Here is a 21,246-nt window from a genome sequence, read left to right on the forward strand (position 1 = left end):
TCAACCCCAGGCCAGGATGGATCTCAGCCGCTACAAAGCCCTACTCGATAAACTGGTTCCCCTCAGTTACCATCATGAACTCGATGGGCTGCTGGATACCCTGTTGCCAGAAGCCGCCCCCGGTACCCGCTTCAAATTGCAGGCCGAAGTGCGCCGTCTCACCAGCCCCTGTCTGCGGGTGCTGGATTTACGCAACCTGTTTCCGGACCAATGCCGGCTGGTACGCCACCAGGGCCTGGATCATATGCTGCCGGAGCCGTTTGAACAGCGCTTCATGACCTTGCTCCAGGATTTTAACGGCGACTATACCCGCGGTCTGTACGAAACGCTGCTCGCCGAACTCGAGGCCTTGCGCCAGCGGCCCCTCCCGTTCAATGCCACACCCTGGCGTCAGCCTGCACAGGGTATCCGACGTAAAGAAAGCCGTCTGCGTTTCGTGACGCCGGTCTGGCTGCATCTGGGAGACGAACGGATACGGGGTAACAGCCTGGATATTTCGGCGGCCGGACTGCTGGTACAATTGTCGATTTCCCGCCAGCTGCCGGAGCAGCTGCGGGTATCCTTCCCCGAGCTGGCAAAACTGCCGGGACTCGCCTGTCTCGCCACGCCGCGCCGTTATCGTCTGTATCAGAGCCCGGACGAGCCGGAGCGCCTCAAGATGCAGCGGCAGGATGAAGACCCCGATTGGCAACAGGCACTGACTCTGTTTATCGAGCAAAAACGCCCCCGCTACGGTCTGGATGCCGAAGATCTGTACAGTGCCGTTCAGTCCCAGTGCTGGGGCCAGGTTCTGCTGGAAAATGGCCTTGGCCTGTCGTTGTTTTTTGATGTGCAGGGTGAGCTGCAGAACATACTGGCCAACCGTCACGGCGGCCAGATTCTGAGCCACTGGCAGCAGGATACCCCCGGCGATCTGATGGGTACCCTGTTGCCCCCGGAGCGGGTATTGAGTCTCGGCCGTCAGCCACAACAGCCGCATCTGTTGTACAGCTTCAGGCACAAGGGGCAAAGCCAGATGTTCCATTTTGTGGCCGGCCAGCATGAACTGGAGCAGCGCCAGGCTTATGCCACCTTTATCAACGAAGGACTGAGATCCGGCAGCCTGCACTGCTATTACCTGAGTATCCGGCCGCTGAATTTGGCCGGGCAAGCCAGAGATACACTGGATCTTCTGGGCGTTCGTACCTTGAAACAGCTGAAATGGCAGCTTTGGCTGACCCCGCTGCCGATACCGATAACCTCGATCGCCACCGAGATCCAGATTCAGCAGCTGTCGCCCTTTATTCGTCCGATCCGACAACGTCTTATCACCATTACGCCACTCGGACGGCAATCATCAAAACGACAGGAAACCCGCTTTAAATTTCAGAGCGCGGTAGAGTTAACCCTTGGCGGTCAGCACCTTGCCGGCCAGATACAGGATCTATCCTGCAGCGGCATGAAAGTCTCCCTGTCGCAGCCGATACGGCTCGAGGTTCCCTGCCTGGTTCAGGTTAACCTGGTCGAACTCGGTCAACGCAGCCGCAAATGGAAGCTGAAAAACCTGCCCTATCGGGTATTGAACCAGAGTGGCGGCGGCAAGGTATTGCACCTGCACATCGAAGGAGCAAAAGAGACTCATGTGGGCTTTCAGTTTGTTACAGCCCTTCTCGAGCAAAATCAGGACAAGCTGCGTGTCCGCCCGGAAACCGATCATACTCCCTCTTGGATAAACTGGCTGTGCCGCCAGGCCCAACAACAGCCACCGGCACCCACCTTCATGCTGGGGCGCAACGACGAAGGTTTCTATGTGCAGGGCGCCATTGCCTGCCAGCCACAACATGAGTTGATGAGCTTTTTGTCCGACGAAGATAAGCAGGCCCATTTCAGCCGACTGGTCTCCCGCCAGCTATTGCAGTCGATCATCACCCAGCTGCTACGGCCCGATGGCAAGCAGCACCTGTGCCTCGAAATCTGGACCGCAGCCGACAAGAGCGGCAAAGAATGGCTGCAGGTGAACCCCACTCCCGCCAGACGTCATGTTTTAATGGACTCACGCCAGACCAGAGCACTCAGGGTCAGCCTGCTGGTGGTTAACCGCCTGCAACTGCGCCAGCTGGATTATGTAGTACCTGAACGAGACAGGCTGACCAAGACGTCGCTGTATAAGACCCAACTTCTGGAACAACAACTGGTGGAACTGGCCGCCATGTGCCAGGTATTCGACATCACCGATATGGTCAGATGGCGGCAAACACTCACCGCGCCTGCAGTAACGCCAGCACCCCTTCCAGACTCAGCCGGTTAAGGCACACCGGCGCCTGTTCCTGCACCAGCGGCTTGGCGTGCAAGGCGACCCCCAGCCCGGCCTGCGCCAGCATCAGCAGATCATTGGCGCCATCGCCGATGGCCACCGTCTGGCTGAGCGGAATATCGTAACGTTCGGCCAGTTCGACCAGAATGCGGGCCTTGGCCTCGGCATCGACGATGTCGCCCAGCACTTCACCGGTAAAGCGGCCGTCCCGGATTTCCAGGGTATTGGCAAAGTCCGCATCCAGCCCCAGGGTCTGACGCAGATGGCCGGTAAAGGGCGTAAAACCACCGGAAGCCAGCGCCACTTTCCAGCCCATGGCTTTCAAGCCTTCGACCAGGATAATCAGCCCCGGCATCAACGGCATACGCGCTATCACCTGCTCGATAATGGCGGCATCGGCACCGGTCAGCGCCCTGACGCGACGGCGCAGGCTTTCGGAAAACGGCAGCGCACCTTCCATCGCCGCCCGGGTAACGGCAGCCACTTCTTCTCCTACCCCGGCCAAGAGGGCGATTTCGTCGATGCACTCAATCTGAATGGCCGTCGAGTCCATGTCCATCAGTACCAGACCCGGTTTGTCCGCCAGGGGCAAAGCGGGCACACAGGCAAGATCCCAGCCATCGGCCGCCGCCTGCAGACGGGCCTTGAGCGCCGGCGACCAGCTAGACAGACGCAGGCTCAACAGATCCCGCTCGGCCACGCGTTTTACCCCGGAGACTTCCACCTGCACACCGGCCTCATCCAGTATCTGCAGGCTGGATTGCAACGCGGATTTATGCAACTGCTCCGCCAGCAGTATCAGATGCCCGGCAGGCGCGGCCAGCTGCCCCGGCGTCAGGTGACCCGGCTGCCACAGCCGGCTGCCGCAAGACAGCATATCGGTCCAGTCACGGACCCTCTCGGGTAAAACATCCATTAACAGTGCCACTCGCTATTCCTATGCTCACAAAGACCGGCGTTCAGGGTAGCGTATTGCTTTTTCGCCGGGCAAGAGACAATATTGCCGCCATGTGGAAAAAACACCCCGTAAAATACAAACCGCTGCTGGCTCTGCTACTCCTGATTCTGCTGCTGATGTCGTTCATCGGCTGGCAGTGGCTGCAAGTCACGGAGCTCGGCCAACGCTGGCGACAGTTGCCCCAGCGAACGCTGGCCGCCCCGCTTGCCGATTATGCCGAGCTGCAGGCGATAAACTCCCTGGTGACCGATGACGCCGAGCGCCAGCGCCGACTGGTGGAGGAACTGGTCAGCGCCAAGCTGGTGGTCGCGGCGCAACTGTACGATGGTGGCGGCCAGCTACTGGCCGAGGCCGGCCTGCTCGGCGATGGTGAACTCCCTTACATACGTCCGCTATATCAGGAAGAGCGGCCGGTCGGCTTCCTGCGTATGCAGCTGGCGCCCTCGCCGCTGACGATGGCGCAACGCGGCATCTGGCAACAGCTGCTGCATCATGTGAGCTGGCTGTTACCCCTGTGCGCGCTACTGGGTATCCTGGTGGGGCTGGGGCTCAGGCGCCGGCGGCAAGACCAACAACAAAGGCAGTTGCCGGCGCCAGATACACAGGCGCCACAAGAACAATCAGACGCCGCCCAGTAATACCGACTCCAGCGCCACCTCCATCATGTCGTCGAAGCTGGTCTGGCGCTCGTCGGCACTCAGTGCCTCGTGGCGCAGAATATGATCGGACACGGTACAGAGGGTCAGCGCCCGGGCGCCGTATTCGGCCGCCACGCCATACAGCCCCGCCGCTTCCATCTCTACCCCCAGAATACCGTAGCGTTTCATCAACGCGAACAGCTCGGGCTGGGGCGAATAGAAGAGGTCGGCCGAAAACAGATTGCCCACCCTGACCGGCACCTTGCAGGCCTTCGCCGCCGCGACGGCATGTGTCACCAGATCGAAGTCGGCCAGGGCGGCCAGGTCGTGTTCCATGAAGCGAATCCGATTGACCCGGGAATCGGTGCTGGCGCCCAGGCCAATCACCACATCTCGCAACGCCACGTCATCGCGTACGGCGCCGCAGGATCCGACCCGGATCAGGGTATTGACGCCGAACTCGGTAATCAGCTCCTTGGCATAGATGGACACCGACGGTATGCCCATGCCATGACCCATCACCGAGATGGCCCGGCCCTTGTAGCTGCCGGTAAAGCCGAGCATATTGCGCACCTGGTTCACCTGTCTGACGTCGGACAGAAAGGTATCGGCGATGTACTGGGCCCGCAACGGGTCGCCCGGCATCAGCACGGTATCGGCAAAGTCACCTCGCTCGGCCTTGATATGGGGGGTCGCCATAACCTGTTCACTCCTCTGTTGGTCTTTGGGATAGACGTATAATACTAACCGTTTTAACCGATTGAGGTGTTTCACGTCTGTTTCTATTCGTACATCGGGAAAAGGGCCAGCTCCGCCGACACGCTCAAGCACCATTCCGCAATAACCGTGACACAGTCAAAACCGAAATCCTGATTTTCGTCTGGATGACGGCACAGAGCGGACAACATTTATATATAGCACGCATGTAGTAGCTGCTTCAGCTGCTAAATCCGGCAACGCCGGATCTGATGCACAGAGGATCTGATGCACAGAGCAACATGAAACATCGGCGCAAAGATATCGCTCTGCGATATTGCAGGATGTGGCTACGCCACATTGCGAAGCTGAAGCATCGCCTACAGCTGTGCCTACAAGGAGGTGCTTGCAGCGTGTCGGAGGAGGCAACCCTGTTGCCTCTTGTTTGCTGCGGCTAGGAATAGAAAAGGCGCCCGCAGGCGCCTTGTTTACATAGGTAACAACAGGTCGGAAAAGCCGGGTCAGCCGACCAGCGCCAGCAGCACACCGGCGGCGACCGCCGAGCCGAGCACACCGGCGACGTTCGGGCCCATGGCATGCATCAGCAGGAAGTTCTGGTTGTTGGCCTCCAGGCCCACCTTGTTGACCACCCGGGCCGCCATGGGGACCGCCGAGACGCCGGCCGCGCCGATCAGCGGGTTGACCCTGCCACCGGACAGCTTGCACATCAGCTTGGCCATCAGCACGCCACCGGCGGTGCCGATGGAGAAAGCCACCGCGCCCAGCCCCAGAATACCCAGGGTATCCAGGGTCAGGAACTGCTCCGCCGACAGCTTGGAACCCACCGCCAGACCCAGAAAGATGGTGACGACGTTGATCAGCTCGTTCTGTGCCGTCTTGGACAGCCGGTCCACCACCCCGGACTCCTTCATCAGGTTACCCAGACAGAACATGCCGATCAGCGGCGCCGCCGCCGGCAGAAACAGTATGGTCAGGGTCAGCACCATCAGCGGGAACAACACCTTCTCCCGCTTGCTCACGTGCCGCAGCTGTTCCATCTTGATTTCACGCTCTGCCTTGGTGGTCAGCAACTTCATGATCGGCGGCTGAATAATGGGCACCAGCGCCATATAGGAATAGGCTGCCACCGCGATGGCACCGAGCAAGTCCGGAGCCAGCTTGGAAGCCAGGAAGATGGCGGTAGGACCATCCGCCCCCCCTATGATGGCGATAGCCGATGCATCCGCCAGGGTAAAGTCAAAGCCGGGCAACGCGTTCAGGGCGATGGCGCCGAACAGGGTGGCAAAGATGCCAAACTGCGCCGCCGCGCCAAGCAACAGGGTCTTGGGGTTGGCAATCAGGGCGCCGAAGTCGGTCATGGCGCCCACCCCCATGAAGATCAGCAAGGGAAAGACGCCGGTGCCGATACCCACTTCATAGATGTAATACAGCAGCCCGCCCGGATCGGCCATGCCGGCATTGGGAATATTGGCCAGCACACCGCCGAAGCCGATGGGCAGCAACAGCAGGGGCTCGAAGCCCCTGGCGATGGCGAGATAGATGAGACCCAGGCCCACCGCTATCATCACCAGCTGCTTCCAGTGAAAGTTGGCCAGGCCGGTTTCCTGCCACAGAGTCAGTAACGAGTCCATTTCAGCTCCTTAGGCCAGGTTGACCAGAGGGTCGCCAACGGATACGGCATCGCCCTCTTTCACCAGTACATTCAGCACCTGACCGGCCCGGGCCGCCCGCACCTCGGTTTCCATCTTCATAGCTTCCAGGATCAGCAGCACATCACCGGCGGCGACCTGAGTACCTGCCTTGGCGACCACCTTGAAGATATTACCGGCCAGCGGCGCCGGCACAGCTTCACCGGAGCCGGTCGCCGCTGGTGCGACTTGCGGGGCAGCAGCCACCGGGGCGGCGGTACTCCGGGCACCCTGTACGGCGCTGATGCTGCCGGCCGGACCCACTTCCACTTCATAGAGCTGACCGTCGACCTTGACCGCATAGACTTCGGGGCTTCCCGCCGACTGGCTGGCAAGGGATGCGGGCGCCGCTGCCGGCTCGGGCTCGGTGCCCGGGGCCGGTTCAAAGGCGGAAGCATCGTCGCGATGACGAATAAACTTGAGGCCGATCTGCGGGAACAGGGCGTAGGTCAGTACATCATCCACCTCGTCGGTGGCGACCCGCAGCTGTTCTTCTCTCGCCAATGCCTGGAACTCAGCGGTCAGTTTTGCCAGCTCGTCGGTCAACAGATCCGCCGGGCGGCAGGTGATCGGCTCGGCGCCTTCCAGCACCCGCTGTTGCAGCTCGGCATTGACCGGGGCCGGGGCGGCGCCGTATTCGCCTTTCAGTACGCCGGCAGTTTCCTTGGTGATGCTCTTGTAGCGCTCGCCGGTCAGGACGTTGATCACCGCCTGGGTGCCGACAATCTGGGAGGTCGGCGTCACCAGCGGGATAAAGCCCAGATCCTCACGCACCCGGGGAATTTCTTTCAGCACCTCGTCCATTCTGTCGGCCGCGCCCTGCTCTTTCAGCTGACCCTCCATGTTGGTGAGCATGCCACCCGGCACCTGAGACAGCAGGATCCGGGAGTCGATCCCCTTGAGGCTGCCTTCGAATTTGGCGTACTTCTTGCGCACCTCGCGAAAATAGGCGGCAATCTCTTCCAGCTTGAGCAGATCCAGACCGGTATCGCGCTCTGAGCCCTCCACCATGGCCACCAGGGTCTCGGTGGGCGAATGACCATAGGTCATGCTCATCGACGAAATGGAGGCATCCAGGATGTCGATACCGGCATCGATGGCTTTCATGTGCGTCGGCAGGCTCAGGCCGGTGGTGGCATGGCAATGCAATGCCAGCGGCAGCTTGACCTCGGCCTTGATGCGCGTGATCAGCTTCTCGGCTTCATAGGGTTTGAGCAGTCCGGCCATGTCCTTGATGCAGATGGAATGACACCCCATGTCTTCCAGCTTTTTAGCCATGTCCACCCACATTTCCAGGGTGTGTACCGGGGACGTGGTATAGGAGATGGTACCCTGGGCATGACCTTCGACCGCCACCGTGGCCTTGATGGCGGTTTCCAGGTTGCGCACGTCGTTCATGGCATCGAAGATGCGGAACACATCCATGCCATTGGTACGGGCCCGCTCCACAAACTTGTACACCAGATCGTCGGCATAATGACGGTAGCCCAGCAGGTTCTGGCCCCGCAGCAACATCTGCTGGGGGGTTTTCGGCATGGCTTTTTTCAGGGCACGCAGGCGTTCCCAGGGATCTTCGCCCAGATAACGAATGCAGGCATCGAAGGTGGCGCCTCCCCAGGTTTCCAGCGACCAGTAGCCGATGTCATCCAGCTTTTCGGCGATGGGCAGCATGTCTTCCAGGCGCAAACGGGTGGCAAGCAGAGATTGGTGCGCGTCACGCAACACCACATCGGTGATGGCAAGAGGTTTGGTCATTTGACTAGCTCCGTTAAGTTTCGTTAAGTTCCGTTTTAGTCAGTTCGGTCGATGCCTTGCCTGACTCAGTCTTTTTTATTGTTTTTGTATTGCTTGACGGCGGCGCCGATGGCGGCCATTTTTTGTGGACTCAGGCCGTTGCCGGCGGGAGTCGCGGTGGCGGAAACCGGCATAGATGCCGGTTCGGCGGCAACCAGCGATAATACCTTGATGGCCAGGATGGTGAGGGAGAGAAAGGCAAAGACAAACATCATGCCCAGCCCCATCAGTCCGGCGGCTTCAACTAGTTGAGAAGAGACGTTATTCATCAGCAGGCTCCTTGCTATCTGCGATCCGGTCACGAGCATACCCAGCTCGCACCTATATTGGCAATGTTACATGCTCAAAAATGTTGTAAAAATTACAAAAAAATATGTAAAAAGTGCAACTAATCACATTTAAAACCAAATATTAAATATAAATATTCAATATTTAAATTTTAACGGTGATTTATATACAAAAAAAGAAGGGTAGGCAAGGCCGGCGAAAAAGGGAATTCGGCAGGAAATCGATATGACAGACACAAAAAAGCCGGCGCGGGGCCGGCTTTTCAATATGATGGCGCATCCGGGAGGATTCGAACCTCCGACCGCTCGGTTCGTAGCCGAGTACTCTATCCAGCTGAGCTACGGATGCGTTAAATGGCGGTGAAGGAGGGATTCGAACCCTCGATGCGGGTATAAGCCGCATACTCCCTTAGCAGGGGAGCGCCTTCAGCCTCTCGGCCACCTCACCGTGTTTTCAGACAAACAACATATCAGACAAAAACACTATAAATGGAAAGACCGGCGCTTGGCCGGCCTTTCAATATGGCGCATCCGGGAGGATTCGAACCTCCGACCGCTCGGTTCGTAGCCGAGTACTCTATCCAGCTGAGCTACGGATGCATTTTAAACTGTGGCAAGATTCAGATGGCGCATCCGGGAGGATTCGAACCTCCGACCGCTCGGTTCGTAGCCGAGTACTCTATCCAGCTGAGCTACGGATGCTTTTCTGAAACTTGTCTAACCTGGTACTACTTTCTAAATCTTACTTTCTAAATATGGCGCATCCGGGAGGATTCGAACCTCCGACCGCTCGGTTCGTAGCCGAGTACTCTATCCAGCTGAGCTACGGATGCGTAAATGGCGGTGAAGGAGGGATTCGAACCCTCGATGCGGGTATAAGCCGCATACTCCCTTAGCAGGGGAGCGCCTTCAGCCTCTCGGCCACCTCACCGTGTTTGCGGGGCGTATATTAACGTCAGGCCAAAATAAGTCAAACACTTTTCTCACCCGACTCCACCACCCGAACAATCTTTAAACACAATGAGTTGAAAGCAGCCAGAAGGAACAATAATCACCCCGGAATAGCTTAGTACTGGCTGTCTTCTGCGGTGCCTTTCTCGGCCTGTATCCGCATGTAAATCTCTTCACGGTGCACAGAGACTTCTTTCGGCGCATTGACGCCGATACGAACCTGGTTACCCTTAACACCTAGTACGGTTACGGTGACTTCGTCACCAATCATCAGGGTTTCCCCTACTCGTCGAGTCAAAATCAGCATCTGGCTGCTCCTGTGTGCGCTATGTAATAGTCGAAAATGTTACTTATTATCCGATAAAGGTATTCAAAAACCTAGCTTTTCCCCAATTAACAGATGGGGTGCCGTTATTTCCAAATCAAGAGGCCTGTCGATGACAGGCCTCTTTTATTGCCACTTACTTTCCACAGCGACGTATTTTCAACCTTTTGACATTATAGCCGTTCTGTCAGCCAGGGAGTGACGGAAGCCAGCGCCGCCGGCAGCCGGGCCGGTTCGGTGCCACCGGCCTGAGCCATATCCGGTCGACCGCCGCCCTTGCCGCCCACCTGCTGGGCCACCAGGTTCACCAGTTCACCGGCCTTGACCTTACCGGTCAGATCCTTGGTCACGCCGGCAATCAGGCTGACCTTGCCCTCGGTCACGGTAGCCAGTACCACAATACCGGATTGCAGCTTGACCTTGAGATCGTCCAGAGAGCCGCGTAGCGACTTGCTGTCGACCCCTTCCAGGTTGGCCACCAGCACCTTGGTGCCCTTCACCTCGATAACCTGATCCAGCAGCGCCGTGCCCGCGTGCGCGGTCAGCTTGGCCTTGAGCTGTTCGATTTCCTTTTCGAGCTGACGGCTGCGATCCAGCACCTGCCGCACCTTGTCCGAGACCGAGAACAGATCGCCCTTTACCAGACTGGCCGTCTGGGCCAGTTCCTGATTCAGCTGATACAGATAGGCCTGGGCCGCCTCACCGGTCACCGCTTCGATGCGACGAATCCCGGCGGCAATGCCGCTTTCGGACAGGATCTTGAACAGGCCGATATCGCCGGTACGCTGTACGTGAGTACCACCGCACAATTCGGTGGAGGCATCGCCCATCGAGACTACGCGCACTTCATCGTCGTATTTCTCGCCGAACAGTGCCATGGCGCCGGCCTCCTTGGCAGAGTCCAGATCCATCAGCCGGGTAGAGACTTCGTGATTGGCACGGATCTCCTTGTTGACCATGTCTTCGATTTCGCGAATTTCCTGCGCCGTCATGGCTTCCAGATGCGAGAAGTCGAAACGCAGACGATCGGGTCCCACCAGCGACCCCTTCTGAATGACGTGGTCGCCCAGCAGCTTGCGCAGACAATCATGCATCAGGTGGGTGACCGAGTGGTTGAGCGCCGTGGCCTGACGTCGATAGCTGTCTACCGCCGCGGTGACCGCCTCCCCCACTTCCAGGGTGCCCAGCTCCAGCTGGCCCAGGTGCAGAATACCGTTACCGGCCTTCTGGGTATCCCTGACCACGAAGAGGCCGTCATCCAGCTTGATCACGCCGGTATCACCGACCTGACCACCGGACTCCGCGTAGAAGGGGGTCTTGTCCAGCACCAGGGCGCCTTCTTCACCCGCAATCAGGGCAGACACCGGCTCGCCGTCCTTGAACAGCGCCGTCACCCTGGCCGACTCGGCCAGGTGCTGGTAACCGGTGAAGTCGGTCTCGCCCTCCACCTTGATCACCCGGGAATAGTCCACACCGAAGTTGGAGGCTTCCTTGGCCCGCTCCCGCTGCTGCTGCATCAGGATTTCGAAACCGGCTTCATCGATGCTCAGCTCGCGGTCGCGCAGTACATCGGCAGTCAGATCCGCCGGAAAACCATAGGTATCGTACAGCTTGAACACCACCTCGCCCGGCAGCACCCTGGCGTCGCCCAGCTCAGCGATGGCATCTTCCAGCAGTTGCAGACCGCGGCCCAGGGTACGGGCAAACTGCTCTTCTTCCAGCCGCAGCACCTTCTCGATAATGGCGCGCTGGGTGTTCAGCTCCGGATAGGCATCGGCCATCTGCTCGCACAGGGCACCCACCAGGGTATGGAAGAAGGACTGCTCGGCACCCAGCTTGCGACCATGGCGCACAGCGCGACGAATGATACGGCGCAACACATAGCCCCGACCTTCGTTGGACGGCATGACACCATCGGCGATCAGGAAAGAGCAGGAACGGATATGGTCGGCGATGACCCGCAGCGACTTGTTGTCCAGATCCTCCGTGCCCACGGCCTTGGCCGCCGCCTTGATCAGGGCCTGGAACAGGTCGATTTCGTAGTTGGAATGAACGCCCTGCAGTATGGTGGCAATACGCTCCAGTCCCATGCCGGTGTCAACCGACGGCTTGGGCAGCGGCTCCATGGTACCATCCGCATGGCGGTTGAATTGCATGAACACCAGGTTCCAGATCTCGATATAGCGATCACCGTCTTCTTCCGGGCTGCCGGGAGGGCCGCCCCAGATGTGCTCGCCGTGATCGAAGAAAATTTCGGTACAGGGGCCGCAGGGGCCGGTATCGCCCATGGTCCAGAAGTTGTCGGACGCATACTCGGCGCCCTTGTTGTCGCCGATGCGCACTATGCGCTCGACCGGTACGCCGACCTGCTTCGACCAGATGTCGAAGGCCTCGTCGTCGGTGGCGTACACGGTTACCCACAGTTTCTCTTTGGGCAGCTTGACCACCTCGGTCAGAAATTCCCAGGCGAAGCGGATGGCATCCTGCTTGAAGTAGTCACCAAAACTGAAGTTACCCAGCATTTCGAAAAACGTATGGTGACGCGCGGTATAACCCACATTCTCCAGATCGTTGTGCTTGCCGCCGGCGCGCACGCAACGCTGTGAGCTGGTGGCCCGGTTGTAGGCCCGCTGCTCCAGTCCCAGGAACAGCTCCTTGAACTGGTTCATGCCGGCATTGGTAAACAGCAGGGTCGGGTCGTTGTGGGGAACCAGCGAGCTGGATGCCACCACCTGGTGGCCCTGCTGGCGGAAATACTCGAGAAACGCAGTGCGTAACTCAGATGTGGTCATCTGCATGGATAATCCTGTTCTATTGCTGGGTTCATAGGCGTTAACCCGGATAATTTAAAAGGTATCCGGGCCAATGTAAAACGCGCCTTGCAGCGGCGGGGCAGAAAGGGCTACTCCGGCGGGGTCTCCAGGGCGTAGCGAATATGGTCTGAAGTGAAGCCCCGGCTCTGCAGATAACGCATGCGCCTTGCTTTTTCCTTGATATCCAGCCGCTCGGCAAAGGCGAAGCGAGACCGGTAGCAGGCCAGCGCCAGCTCGAACCAGTCGGGTGCTTCTTCTTCCAGCGCCTGCTCGATATCGGCCTGGGTCACGCCCTTGCGCTGCAACTCGACACGAATACGCAGCGGGCCATGCTTCCTGAAGATATGCTGGCGCACCTGCACGGTGGCATAACGGCGGTCGGCCAGCCATTGCTGCTGCTCCAGTTTATCCAGCGCCAGCTCGATAAGCTCGGCATCAAACTGCCGTTGACGAAGTTTCTGGGCCAGCTCGCGGCGGCTGTGATCCCGGCGGGACAACAACCGGAGGGCGCAATCCCACAGTTGCTGGGGAGTAAGTGGTGGTTCCATCATGTTCTGCTAAAACAAATACCAATAAAACAAATACCAATAAAACAAAGGCCGGGCATTGCCCGGCCTCTTGATTAAAACTCTTCGTTATTGCCCGGGCCGTCCAGCTCGGCCAGCGCCTCGCCTTTGGCTGCCGCTTCATCTTTGGCCGAACCCGGCGCCAGCAACAGCATTTCGCGCAGCAGGCGCTCGATTTCATCGGAGATGTCTTTATGCTCCAGCAGGTATTTCATCGAGTTGGCCTTGCCCTGGCCTATCTTGTTGCCTTTGTAGCTGTACCAGGCACCGGCTTTTTCTACCAGCTTGTGCTTGACGCCCAGCTCGATCAGCTCGCCTTCCTTGGAGATACCGGCACCGTAGACGATCTGGAACTCGGCCTGCTTGAACGGCGGCGCTACCTTGTTCTTGACCACCTTGACCCGGGTTTCGTTGCCGATGACTTCGTCACCTTCCTTGATGGCACCGATACGACGGATGTCGAGACGTACCGAGGCGTAGAACTTGAGCGCGTTGCCACCCGTGGTGGTTTCGGGGCTGCCGAACATGACGCCGATCTTCATGCGGATCTGGTTGATGAAGATCACCAGGCAGTTGGCGCTCTTGATGTTACCGGTCAGCTTGCGCAGCGCCTGGGACATGAGACGCGCCTGGAGACCCACGTGGGAGTCGCCCATTTCGCCTTCGATTTCGGCGCGCGGCGTCAGGGCCGCGACCGAGTCGACGATGATGACGTCGACGGCACCGGAGCGCACCAGCATGTCGCAGATTTCCAGCGCCTGCTCACCGGTATCCGGCTGGGACACCAGCAAATCGTCGACGTTGACGCCCAGCTTGCCCGCATACTGCGGATCCAGCGCGTGCTCCGCATCCACGAAGGCACAGACCTTGCCGGCCCGCTGGGCTTCGGCAATCACCTGCAGGGTCAGGGTGGTTTTACCGGAGGACTCGGGGCCATAGATCTCGACAATACGACCGGTGGGCAGACCGCCGATACCGAGTGCGATATCCAGCGACAGGGAGCCAGTAGAAATGGACTCGATATTCAACGCCTTGTTGTCGCCCAGTCGCATGATAGAGCCTTTGCCAAATTGTTTTTCAATCTGACCCAGGGCCGCGGCCAAGGCTTTTTCTTTGTTCTGATCCATGAGGAGCTCCGCTGATTAAGCTAATGCGTCGAAAAATATAAGATTGAGTATACTGGTTATTCGTACAGTATCAAGCCCGGGGCTTGTCCACCAGCGCCAGGCATTCCTGCAGCGCCGCCGCTATGGTTTGCCGGCGCACACTCAGGCGGTCGCCCTCGAGCTGCAGCAGGCGGCAATGGGTTTTATCCTCCGCCGCCAGGTGACAGGCCAGCCAGACGGTGCCGACCGGTTTTTCCGGGCTGCCGCCATCGGGGCCGGCCACACCACTGACCGCCACCCCGAGCGAGTCGCCGCCGGCGGCACAGGCGCCCTTGGCCATGGCGATGACCACCGCCTCGCTGACGGCACCGTCACGCTCGATAAGCGCGGGATCGACGCCCAGCATCTCGCTCTTGGCCGCATTGGAGTAGGTGACAAAGCCCCGCTCGAACCAGGCCGAACTGCCAGCAATATCGGTGATGGTACAGGCTATGCCGCCGCCGGTACAGGATTCGGCCGTGGTCACCGTCAGCCCGCGACTCAGCAAGGCATCACCCAGTTGTTGTGCCAGTGTCGTCAGATTCAAAGCGCCCTCCCCGGTCATCCATTGCTGCAAACAGACGGTTATTATGCCGATACGGGGCGGCATCGCCAACGGCTATCGACGTTCTGTCAGTGAACCTTTATCCGTTCAGGCCGCCGGTTACCCCCTGCCACAACACCACCAGCGCCGACAGGGCGGAAATCCGCAGTATTGCCGGCCGGGCGCTGTCTTTCTGAACGACCTTTTCAAGCCGCCGCGACAGCCAGAAGCCCAACAATACCCCGGGCATCATCTTCAGGATCATGTGTTTAGGCCAGGATACTGGTATGATTCCGCCCCGGCAGCGAGTCATGCTTCGCTCGCCTCACCGTTTTCAGAAACAGTCTCATAAAGATATAAGGTATTGATTTAGCTATGAATCAAGACAAGACCCAACATACTCCCATGATGCAGCAATATCTCGCCCTCAAGGCGCAGCATCCGGACATACTGCTGTTCTACCGTATGGGTGATTTTTATGAGCTGTTCTATGACGATGCCAAGAAGGCCTCGCGCCTGCTGGATATCTCCCTGACCAAGCGCGGCAAGTCGGGCGGCAACGCCATTCCCATGGCGGGGGTGCCCCATCATGCGGCGGAAAACTACCTGGCGCGGCTGGTCCAGATGGGCGAGTCGGTGGCCATCTGCGAGCAGATTGGCGATCCGGCCACCAGCAAGGGACCGGTGGAACGCCAGGTGGTGCGTATTATTACCCCCGGCACCCTGTCGGACGAGGCGCTGCTGGCCGACCGGCAGGACAACTGCCTCGCGGCGGTGTATCACGATGGTCAGCAATTCGGTTACGGCATCATCGATGTCAGCACCGGCCGCTTCGTGCTCAACCAGTTCGATACCGAAGAGGCGCTGGTCGCCGAGTTGCAGCGTACCCAGCCCGCCGAGCTGCTGTATCCTGAAGGCTTTGCCTGGTTTGGGCTTATCGAAAGCCGCAAGGGGCTGCGCCGCCGGCCGGAATGGGAGTTCGATCTGGGCACCGCCCGGCACCTGCTGTGCCAGCAGTTCGGCACCCGGGATCTGGTGGGCTTCGGCGTCGAGCAGTCCACCACCGCCCTCTGTGCCGCCGGTTGCCTGCTGCAATATGTAAAAGACACCCAGCGCACCGCTCTGCCCCATATCGGCAGCGTGAGTCTGGAGCGCAGTCAGGACATGGTGATCATGGATGCCGCCACCCGCCGTAACCTGGAGCTGACCCTGAACCTGTCCGGCACCCTGGAAAACACCCTGGCCGAGGTGCTGGACAACACCGCCACCCCCATGGGTAGCCGCCTGCTCAAGCGCTGGATCCACCAGCCCAGCCGCGATATCGACGATCTCAACCGCCGTCAGGACATGATTGCCCTGCTGATGGAGCAGGGTCGTCACGAAGAGTTGCGCCCGCTGCTGCGTCAGGTCGGCGACATGGAGCGGGTGCTGGCACGACTGGCGTTGCGTTCGGCCCGGCCCCGGGATCTGAGTCGGCTGCGCGCCGCCTTGCAGGCGTTGCCCGACATTCAGGCCTTGGTAAGCGAGGCCACGCCTTGCTGTCTGGACGCCCTGGCCGATCGCATCGGCCGGTTTCCGGAGCTGGCCGAGTTGCTGGAACGGGCGGTGGTCGATACCCCGCCGGTGCTGATCCGCGACGGCGGCGTCATTCGTGATGGCTTCAACTCCGAGCTGGACGAGCTGCGCGAGCTGGCCGCCGGGGCCCACCGGTATCTGGAAGAGCTGGAAGCCCGGGAAAAAGCCGCCACCGGTATACCTACCCTGAAAGTGGCCTATAACCGGGTGCACGGTTTTTACATCGAGGTCAGCCGGGCCAGCGCCCATCTGGTGCCGGTGCATTATGTACGTCGCCAGACCCTGAAGAACAACGAGCGCTACCTCATTCCCGAGCTGAAAGAGTACGAAGACAAGGTACTTAACGCCCAGAGCAAGGGCCTGGCGCTGGAAAAGAAACTGTACGAGGCGCTGCTGGACCGCCTGCTGGAACAGCTGCAACCGTTGCAGCACAGCGCCATCGCCCTGGCCCAGCTGGATGTGTTCGCCAACCTGGCCGAGCGGGCCGAAAGCCTTAATTACTGCCGCCCGCAGCTGACCGGCGACGAGGTGATCGACATAGAGGAAGGTCGCCACCCGGTGGTCGAGCAGGTGATGACGGAACCCTTTATCGCCAACCCGCTGTCGATGTCGGAGCAGCGCAAGATGCTGGTGATCACCGGGCCGAACATGGGCGGTAAATCCACCTATATGCGGCAAACGGCGCTGATCGTGCTGATGGCCTACATCGGCTCTTTCGTACCGGCCCAGCGTGCCCGTATCGGCAAGGTGGACCGCATTTTTACCCGTATCGGCGCCTCGGACGATCTGGCCTCGGGCCGCTCCACCTTCATGGTGGAGATGACCGAAACCGCCAATATTCTCAACAACGCCAGCCGTCACAGCCTGGTGCTGATGGATGAAATCGGCCGCGGCACCAGCACCTACGACGGCCTGGCTCTGGCCTGGTCCTGCGCCGATGCGCTGGCCAACCGGCTGCATGCCTACACCCTGTTCGCCACCCACTACTTCGAGCTGACCGAACTGGCGGGCTTGTGGCCCGAGGTGGCCAACGTCCATCTGGATGCGGTGGAGCATGGGGACACCATCGCCTTCATGCATGCGGTACAGGAAGGCGCCGCCAGCCGCTCTTACGGCTTGCAGGTCGCCGCCCTGGCCGGGGTGCCGAGAAGGGTGCTTACCCTGGCCCGCCAGAAACTGGCCGAACTGGAGAGCGGGCATCGGCCCCGGGAGCAGGTACAGCAAGGCCAGCATGCAGCGGCTGACAAGACCCCGGCTCATCATGAAGATCCGCAGCCGTCGCTGCCGCTGTTCGAAGCCGAGCCGGATCCGGCGTTATTGTTACTTGATGAAGTAGAGCCGGATGAGCTGAGCCCACGCCAGGCACTGGAGCTGCTGTATCAGTTGAAGCTAAAGCGTAAGGCGTAAAAGCGATATTGCACAGCTGAAGCAGTGCCTACATCCGTGCAATATATTGGCACAGAGCGGCGCCGATATTTACATGCAGCACGAATGTAGTAGCTGCTTTAGCTGCTAAATCCGGCAACGCCGGATCTGACGCACAGAGCCACATGAAGCACTGGAGCAAAAATATCGCTTCGCGATATTGCACAGCTGAAGCAGTGCCTACATGGGGTGCCATTCCGCAATCACCGTGATCGCAGTCAAAACCGAAATCCTGACTTTCGTCAGGATGACGGACAAAAGGCTGCGCCGATAGAAAACAAAAAGCCAACAACAGACGACCGTTTGCTGTTGGCTTTTTTGCTGACGATGTCAATCGCTGTAGAACAGGGTGTCTATCGACAGCCCCTGCAGGGTAAGTACTTCCTTCAGCCGACGCAGGGCTTCTACCTGGATCTGCCGTACCCGTTCCCGGGTCAGACCTATCTCTCTGCCCACGTCTTCCAGCGTCGAGGCCTCGTAGCCGAGCAGGCCGAAACGACGGGCCAGCACCTCTCGCTGCTTGGGATTGAGTTCTTCCAGCCAGCGCACCAGGCTCAGCCGAATGTCCTCATCCTGTATTTCGGTTTCCGGATCCAGATCATTCTCGTCGGTGATCACATCGAGCAGCGCCTTGTCACCGTCACCCCCGATGGGGGTGTCCACCGAACTGATTTTTTCGTTCAGCTTGAGCATGCGGGAGACATCTTCCACCGGCCTGTCGAGGGCGTCGGCTATCTCTTCGGCGGTGGGTTCATGATCGAGTCGATGGGCCAGTTCACGGGCGGTACGCAGATAAACGTTGAGTTCCTTGACCACATGAATGGGCAGTCGGATGGTGCGGGTCTGGTTCATGATGGCCCGCTCTATGGTCTGGCGGATCCACCAGGTGGCATAGGTCGAGAAACGAAAACCGCGCTCGGGATCGAATTTCTCGACCGCGCGGATCAGGCCGAGGTTGCCCTCTTCAATCAAATCCAGCAGCGCCAGGCCACGGTTGTTGTAACGGCGGGATATCTTGACCACGAGTCGCAGATTGGACTCGATCATCCGCTTGCGGGCGATGAGATCCCCACGCAGGGCGCGACGAGAATAAAGCACTTCTTCCTCTGCCGTCAGCAGGGGTGAAAAGCCGATTTCTCCCAGATAAAGCTGGGTAACATCCAGCGTTCGTGCATTCGGTGCCTTGAGAATTTCTTCTTCCTGAATACTTTCCTTTTCGGCGCTACCGGTCATCACATCCTGTTCAGTACCGGCATTCAAGCCCGCCTCATCATGGTGGGCTGTTTTTTTACTATGGCTCATGGCAGTTCTCCCTTAGTCCGGGTACTACCTGTTTCCCGGAATCTATCGCTTTGGCAGATATTTCATCGGATTAACCGAGGATCCCTGATACCGGATTTCGAAATGCAATCGCACATCGGTGGTATCACTGCTACCCATATCCGCTATGTGCTGACCGGCCCTCACCCTTTGTTGCTCCTTGACCCGGAGCACTTCATTGTGAGCGTAGGCAGACAAGTAATCATCGTTGTGTTTGATGATGATCAGATTGCCGTAACCACGTAGCGCATTCCCTGCGTAAACAACCTTGCCTGCGGCGGCGGCCTTGATGGCCTGGCCTCTGCTGCCCCTGATATCAATGCCTTTATTACCGGTTTCGGCCAGCGAAAAGCCCGAGATGACCGGGCCTGCCGCTGGCCATTGCCAGGAGATGTTCACATTGACAGCGGCGTTTTTTTGTACTTTGGAACCAGCGTATGCTTTTCCCGAAGCGGGTGCAAGTGGCTTGGGTGCTTTTGCCGAGGTGCTCGTACCAGCAGTGGTGCTCGAGTTGCTCCGGGCCTTTTTCGGCCCCGCCGCCGCCGTGGTGCGAGTACGCAGGTTCAAGGGTTGACCCACGTAGATGCGATAAGGAGGTGTAAGCCCGTTCAGGGTCGCCAGGTCGGCCACGGTATGACCGGTGTTGCGCGCTATGATACCGAGGGTATCGCCACGACGTACCCGGTATACCGCCAGAGCGGCATTGGGAACATCCAGCCGCAGGGTCTGGCCGGGATAAATGGAGTAAGGTGCCTGAATCCGGTTATGTCGTGCCAGGGTCGGCACATCGGTACCGGCCTGCCAGGCGATGGAATACAGGGTATCGCCCTTGACCACCACATAATGGCGGCCGTCGGCCTTGATCTGGCCACGGGCATGCACCCCCACTACCGGCGCAGGACGAGAGGCGGAACAGGCCGTCAGCAGGGTGATCAACAGCAGGTTGAAACACGCCAGTCTGAATGTGCTGCTCCGCCCTAGCATCAGCGCGTCAGTGCCTCAGTGCTTCAGCAACAGGTAGGCCGCCACCGCCGCCGCCAGACAAAGCCAGCCGAGGATATCGATATATCGGATCAGCCTGGCCTCCATTCTGACTCCGCCCCAGACCATCAGGCCCGACACCAGGAAAAAGCGCAGGCCCCGCCCGATCAGGGAAATCAGCAGAAAGGGGAGAAACGCCATCTGCAGCAGGCCGGCCGTGACCGTAAACACCTTGTAGGGAATCGGGGTAAAGCTGGCGATGAAAATGACCCAGATGCCCCATTCATCAAACCACTGCCGGGCGATGTCCATCTTGCCTTCGTAACCCATGGTGGCGATAAAGGGCTGTACCACCGGCTCCCACAGGGCATAACCCAGCAGGTAACCGAAGGCGGCCCCCAGCACCGAGAAGAAGGTGGCGAGGGCGGCATAATACCAGGCCCGTTCCGGCTTGGACAATGCCATGGGCGCCAGCATCACATCCACCGGCACCGGCCAGAAGATGGACTCGACAAAGCTGTTCAAAGACAAATAAACCGGCGCATGCCGGTGCACGGCCCACATCATGACCTGCCGGTACAACCGAGAAAAAATCTTCACTCGAGATCACCCTTCACCAAAGGTACAAAACGCACCGATTCCAGCTCGGTACGCGAAAATTGATCGCCATGACGTTGATAGAGCCACAGCGACTGCCGACTCTGCCCCACCGGTATCACCATGCGTCCGCCATCCGCCAGTTGTGACAACAGGGCCTGGGGCGTTTCCTGCGCGGCCGCCGTCACCATAATGGCGTCGAAGGGCGCCTTGCTGGCCCAGCCCAGCCAGCCATCGCCGTGCTTGGTCGACACATTGTGCAAATCCAGCCGCTGCAACCGGCGCCGGGCCTGATATTGCAACGACTTTATCCGCTCAACGGTAAAGACCTGCTCCACCAGCTGCGCCAGTACCGCGGTCTGAAAGCCCGATCCCGTGCCCACCTCCAGCACCCGCTTCGGCTGCCGGGCCAGCAAGACTTCCGTCATCCGCGCGACAATATAGGGCTGGGAGATGGTCTGGCCAAAACCGATGGGCAGGGCGCTGTTTTCCCAGGCCTTGTGAGCCATGGCCTCATCGACAAACTGGGTTCTTGGCAGACCGGCAATGGCCTGCAACACCCGCTCGTCCCTGATGCCCTGCTGTTGCAGCAAACCATAGAGCTGCTGTCCCGATAACGTGAGCACCCG

At 59.2% G+C, this 21,246-nt stretch carries 18 protein-coding genes and 6 tRNA genes; 3 read left to right on the forward strand and 21 right to left on the reverse strand.

What is annotated here, in order from left to right:
- The first annotated feature begins 16 nt into the window (after positions 1 to 16).
- Complete coding sequence (locus HNR62_RS07950) at positions 17 to 2,287, forward strand: PilZ domain-containing protein (protein WP_204795550.1); 2,271 nt, start codon at positions 17 to 19, stop codon at positions 2,285 to 2,287.
- Here HNR62_RS07950 and serB read toward each other — a convergent pair.
- On the reverse strand, positions 2,238 to 3,215 hold the full coding sequence (gene serB, locus HNR62_RS07955; protein WP_204795606.1) for a phosphoserine phosphatase SerB: 978 nt from the start codon (positions 3,213 to 3,215) through the stop codon (positions 2,238 to 2,240). The two genes, HNR62_RS07950 and serB, sit on opposite strands and share 50 nt — an antisense overlap.
- Before the next feature lie 17 nt (positions 3,216 to 3,232).
- On the opposite strand from serB, the gene HNR62_RS07960 reads away from it, so the two are divergent.
- Entirely contained in the window at positions 3,233 to 3,889 is a 657-nt protein-coding gene (locus HNR62_RS07960) for a hypothetical protein (RefSeq protein ID WP_204795551.1), read from the forward strand.
- Here the strand turns inward: HNR62_RS07960 and deoD are convergent.
- The 16 genes from deoD to HNR62_RS08040 form a co-directional block, all read right to left on the reverse strand.
- Entirely contained in the window at positions 3,872 to 4,588 is a 717-nt protein-coding gene (deoD, locus tag HNR62_RS07965) for a purine-nucleoside phosphorylase (RefSeq protein ID WP_204795552.1), read from the reverse strand. The two genes, HNR62_RS07960 and deoD, sit on opposite strands and share 18 nt — an antisense overlap.
- Before the next feature lie 518 nt (positions 4,589 to 5,106).
- A complete protein-coding gene (locus tag HNR62_RS07970; protein ID WP_204795553.1) occupies positions 5,107 to 6,237 on the reverse strand; it encodes a sodium ion-translocating decarboxylase subunit beta in 1,131 nt (376 codons plus the stop codon).
- Between the two features lie 9 nt (positions 6,238 to 6,246).
- On the reverse strand, positions 6,247 to 8,049 hold the full coding sequence (gene oadA, locus HNR62_RS07975) for a sodium-extruding oxaloacetate decarboxylase subunit alpha (RefSeq protein ID WP_204795554.1): 1,803 nt from the start codon (positions 8,047 to 8,049) through the stop codon (positions 6,247 to 6,249).
- A gap of 65 nt (positions 8,050 to 8,114) precedes the next feature.
- On the reverse strand, positions 8,115 to 8,357 hold the full coding sequence (locus tag HNR62_RS07980; RefSeq protein WP_204795555.1) for an OadG family transporter subunit: 243 nt from the start codon (positions 8,355 to 8,357) through the stop codon (positions 8,115 to 8,117).
- A gap of 290 nt (positions 8,358 to 8,647) precedes the next feature.
- A tRNA-Arg gene (locus HNR62_RS07985) sits at positions 8,648 to 8,724 on the reverse strand.
- 6 nt (positions 8,725 to 8,730) lie between these two features.
- A tRNA-Ser gene (locus HNR62_RS07990) sits at positions 8,731 to 8,823 on the reverse strand.
- A 75-nt stretch (positions 8,824 to 8,898) separates the two neighbouring features.
- Positions 8,899 to 8,975: transfer RNA gene (locus HNR62_RS07995), tRNA-Arg, on the reverse strand.
- Between the two features lie 25 nt (positions 8,976 to 9,000).
- Positions 9,001 to 9,077 (reverse strand) — tRNA-Arg (locus tag HNR62_RS08000).
- Between the two features lie 54 nt (positions 9,078 to 9,131).
- Positions 9,132 to 9,208 (reverse strand) — tRNA-Arg (locus HNR62_RS08005).
- 5 nt (positions 9,209 to 9,213) lie between these two features.
- Positions 9,214 to 9,306, reverse strand: a tRNA-Ser gene (locus HNR62_RS08010).
- 135 nt (positions 9,307 to 9,441) lie between these two features.
- Positions 9,442 to 9,633, reverse strand: coding sequence for a carbon storage regulator CsrA (gene csrA / locus HNR62_RS08015; RefSeq protein WP_071472073.1), 192 nt, complete (start codon positions 9,631 to 9,633; stop codon positions 9,442 to 9,444).
- A 191-nt stretch (positions 9,634 to 9,824) separates the two neighbouring features.
- Positions 9,825 to 12,449, reverse strand: coding sequence for an alanine--tRNA ligase (gene alaS / locus HNR62_RS08020; protein WP_204795556.1), 2,625 nt, complete (start codon positions 12,447 to 12,449; stop codon positions 9,825 to 9,827).
- Between the two features lie 104 nt (positions 12,450 to 12,553).
- Positions 12,554 to 13,015, reverse strand: coding sequence for a regulatory protein RecX (locus HNR62_RS08025; protein ID WP_204795557.1), 462 nt, complete (start codon positions 13,013 to 13,015; stop codon positions 12,554 to 12,556).
- A gap of 71 nt (positions 13,016 to 13,086) precedes the next feature.
- Positions 13,087 to 14,157: a recombinase RecA gene (recA, locus tag HNR62_RS08030; protein ID WP_204795558.1), complete on the reverse strand. Its 1,071-nt coding sequence runs from the start codon at positions 14,155 to 14,157 to the stop codon at positions 13,087 to 13,089.
- Between the two features lie 70 nt (positions 14,158 to 14,227).
- Positions 14,228 to 14,740 carry a CinA family protein gene (locus tag HNR62_RS08035; protein ID WP_204795607.1) on the reverse strand — a complete coding sequence of 171 codons (513 nt, stop codon included), beginning with the start codon at positions 14,738 to 14,740 and terminating at the stop codon, positions 14,228 to 14,230.
- A gap of 79 nt (positions 14,741 to 14,819) precedes the next feature.
- Complete coding sequence (locus tag HNR62_RS08040; protein ID WP_204795559.1) at positions 14,820 to 14,984, reverse strand: hypothetical protein; 165 nt, start codon at positions 14,982 to 14,984, stop codon at positions 14,820 to 14,822.
- Positions 14,985 to 15,094: 110 nt separating this feature from the next.
- On the opposite strand from HNR62_RS08040, the gene mutS reads away from it, so the two are divergent.
- Positions 15,095 to 17,701: a DNA mismatch repair protein MutS gene (gene mutS, locus HNR62_RS08045; protein WP_239552684.1), complete on the forward strand. Its 2,607-nt coding sequence runs from the start codon at positions 15,095 to 15,097 to the stop codon at positions 17,699 to 17,701.
- 348 nt (positions 17,702 to 18,049) lie between these two features.
- On the opposite strand, the gene rpoS is transcribed toward mutS, so the two are convergent.
- The 4 genes from rpoS to HNR62_RS08065 are packed head-to-tail and all read right to left on the reverse strand — an operon-like array spanning position 18,050 to position 21,243.
- Positions 18,050 to 19,021, reverse strand: a complete 972-nt coding sequence (rpoS, locus tag HNR62_RS08050; protein WP_204795560.1) for an RNA polymerase sigma factor RpoS — start codon at positions 19,019 to 19,021, stop codon at positions 18,050 to 18,052.
- Positions 19,022 to 19,063: 42 nt separating this feature from the next.
- On the reverse strand, positions 19,064 to 20,023 hold the full coding sequence (locus HNR62_RS08055; RefSeq protein WP_204795561.1) for a peptidoglycan DD-metalloendopeptidase family protein: 960 nt from the start codon (positions 20,021 to 20,023) through the stop codon (positions 19,064 to 19,066).
- Positions 20,024 to 20,038: 15 nt separating this feature from the next.
- A complete protein-coding gene (locus HNR62_RS08060; protein ID WP_204795562.1) occupies positions 20,039 to 20,620 on the reverse strand; it encodes a VTT domain-containing protein in 582 nt (193 codons plus the stop codon).
- Positions 20,617 to 21,243 (reverse strand): protein-L-isoaspartate(D-aspartate) O-methyltransferase, encoded by a 627-nt coding sequence (locus tag HNR62_RS08065; RefSeq protein WP_204795563.1) that lies wholly within the window; start codon positions 21,241 to 21,243, stop codon positions 20,617 to 20,619. Before HNR62_RS08065 ends, HNR62_RS08060 begins: the two co-directional genes overlap by 4 nt.
- Positions 21,244 to 21,246: the final 3 nt, after the last annotated feature.

Origin of the sequence: Oceanisphaera litoralis (assembly GCF_016907015.1) — a bacterium.
GTDB lineage: Bacteria > Pseudomonadota > Gammaproteobacteria > Enterobacterales > Aeromonadaceae > Oceanimonas > Oceanimonas litoralis.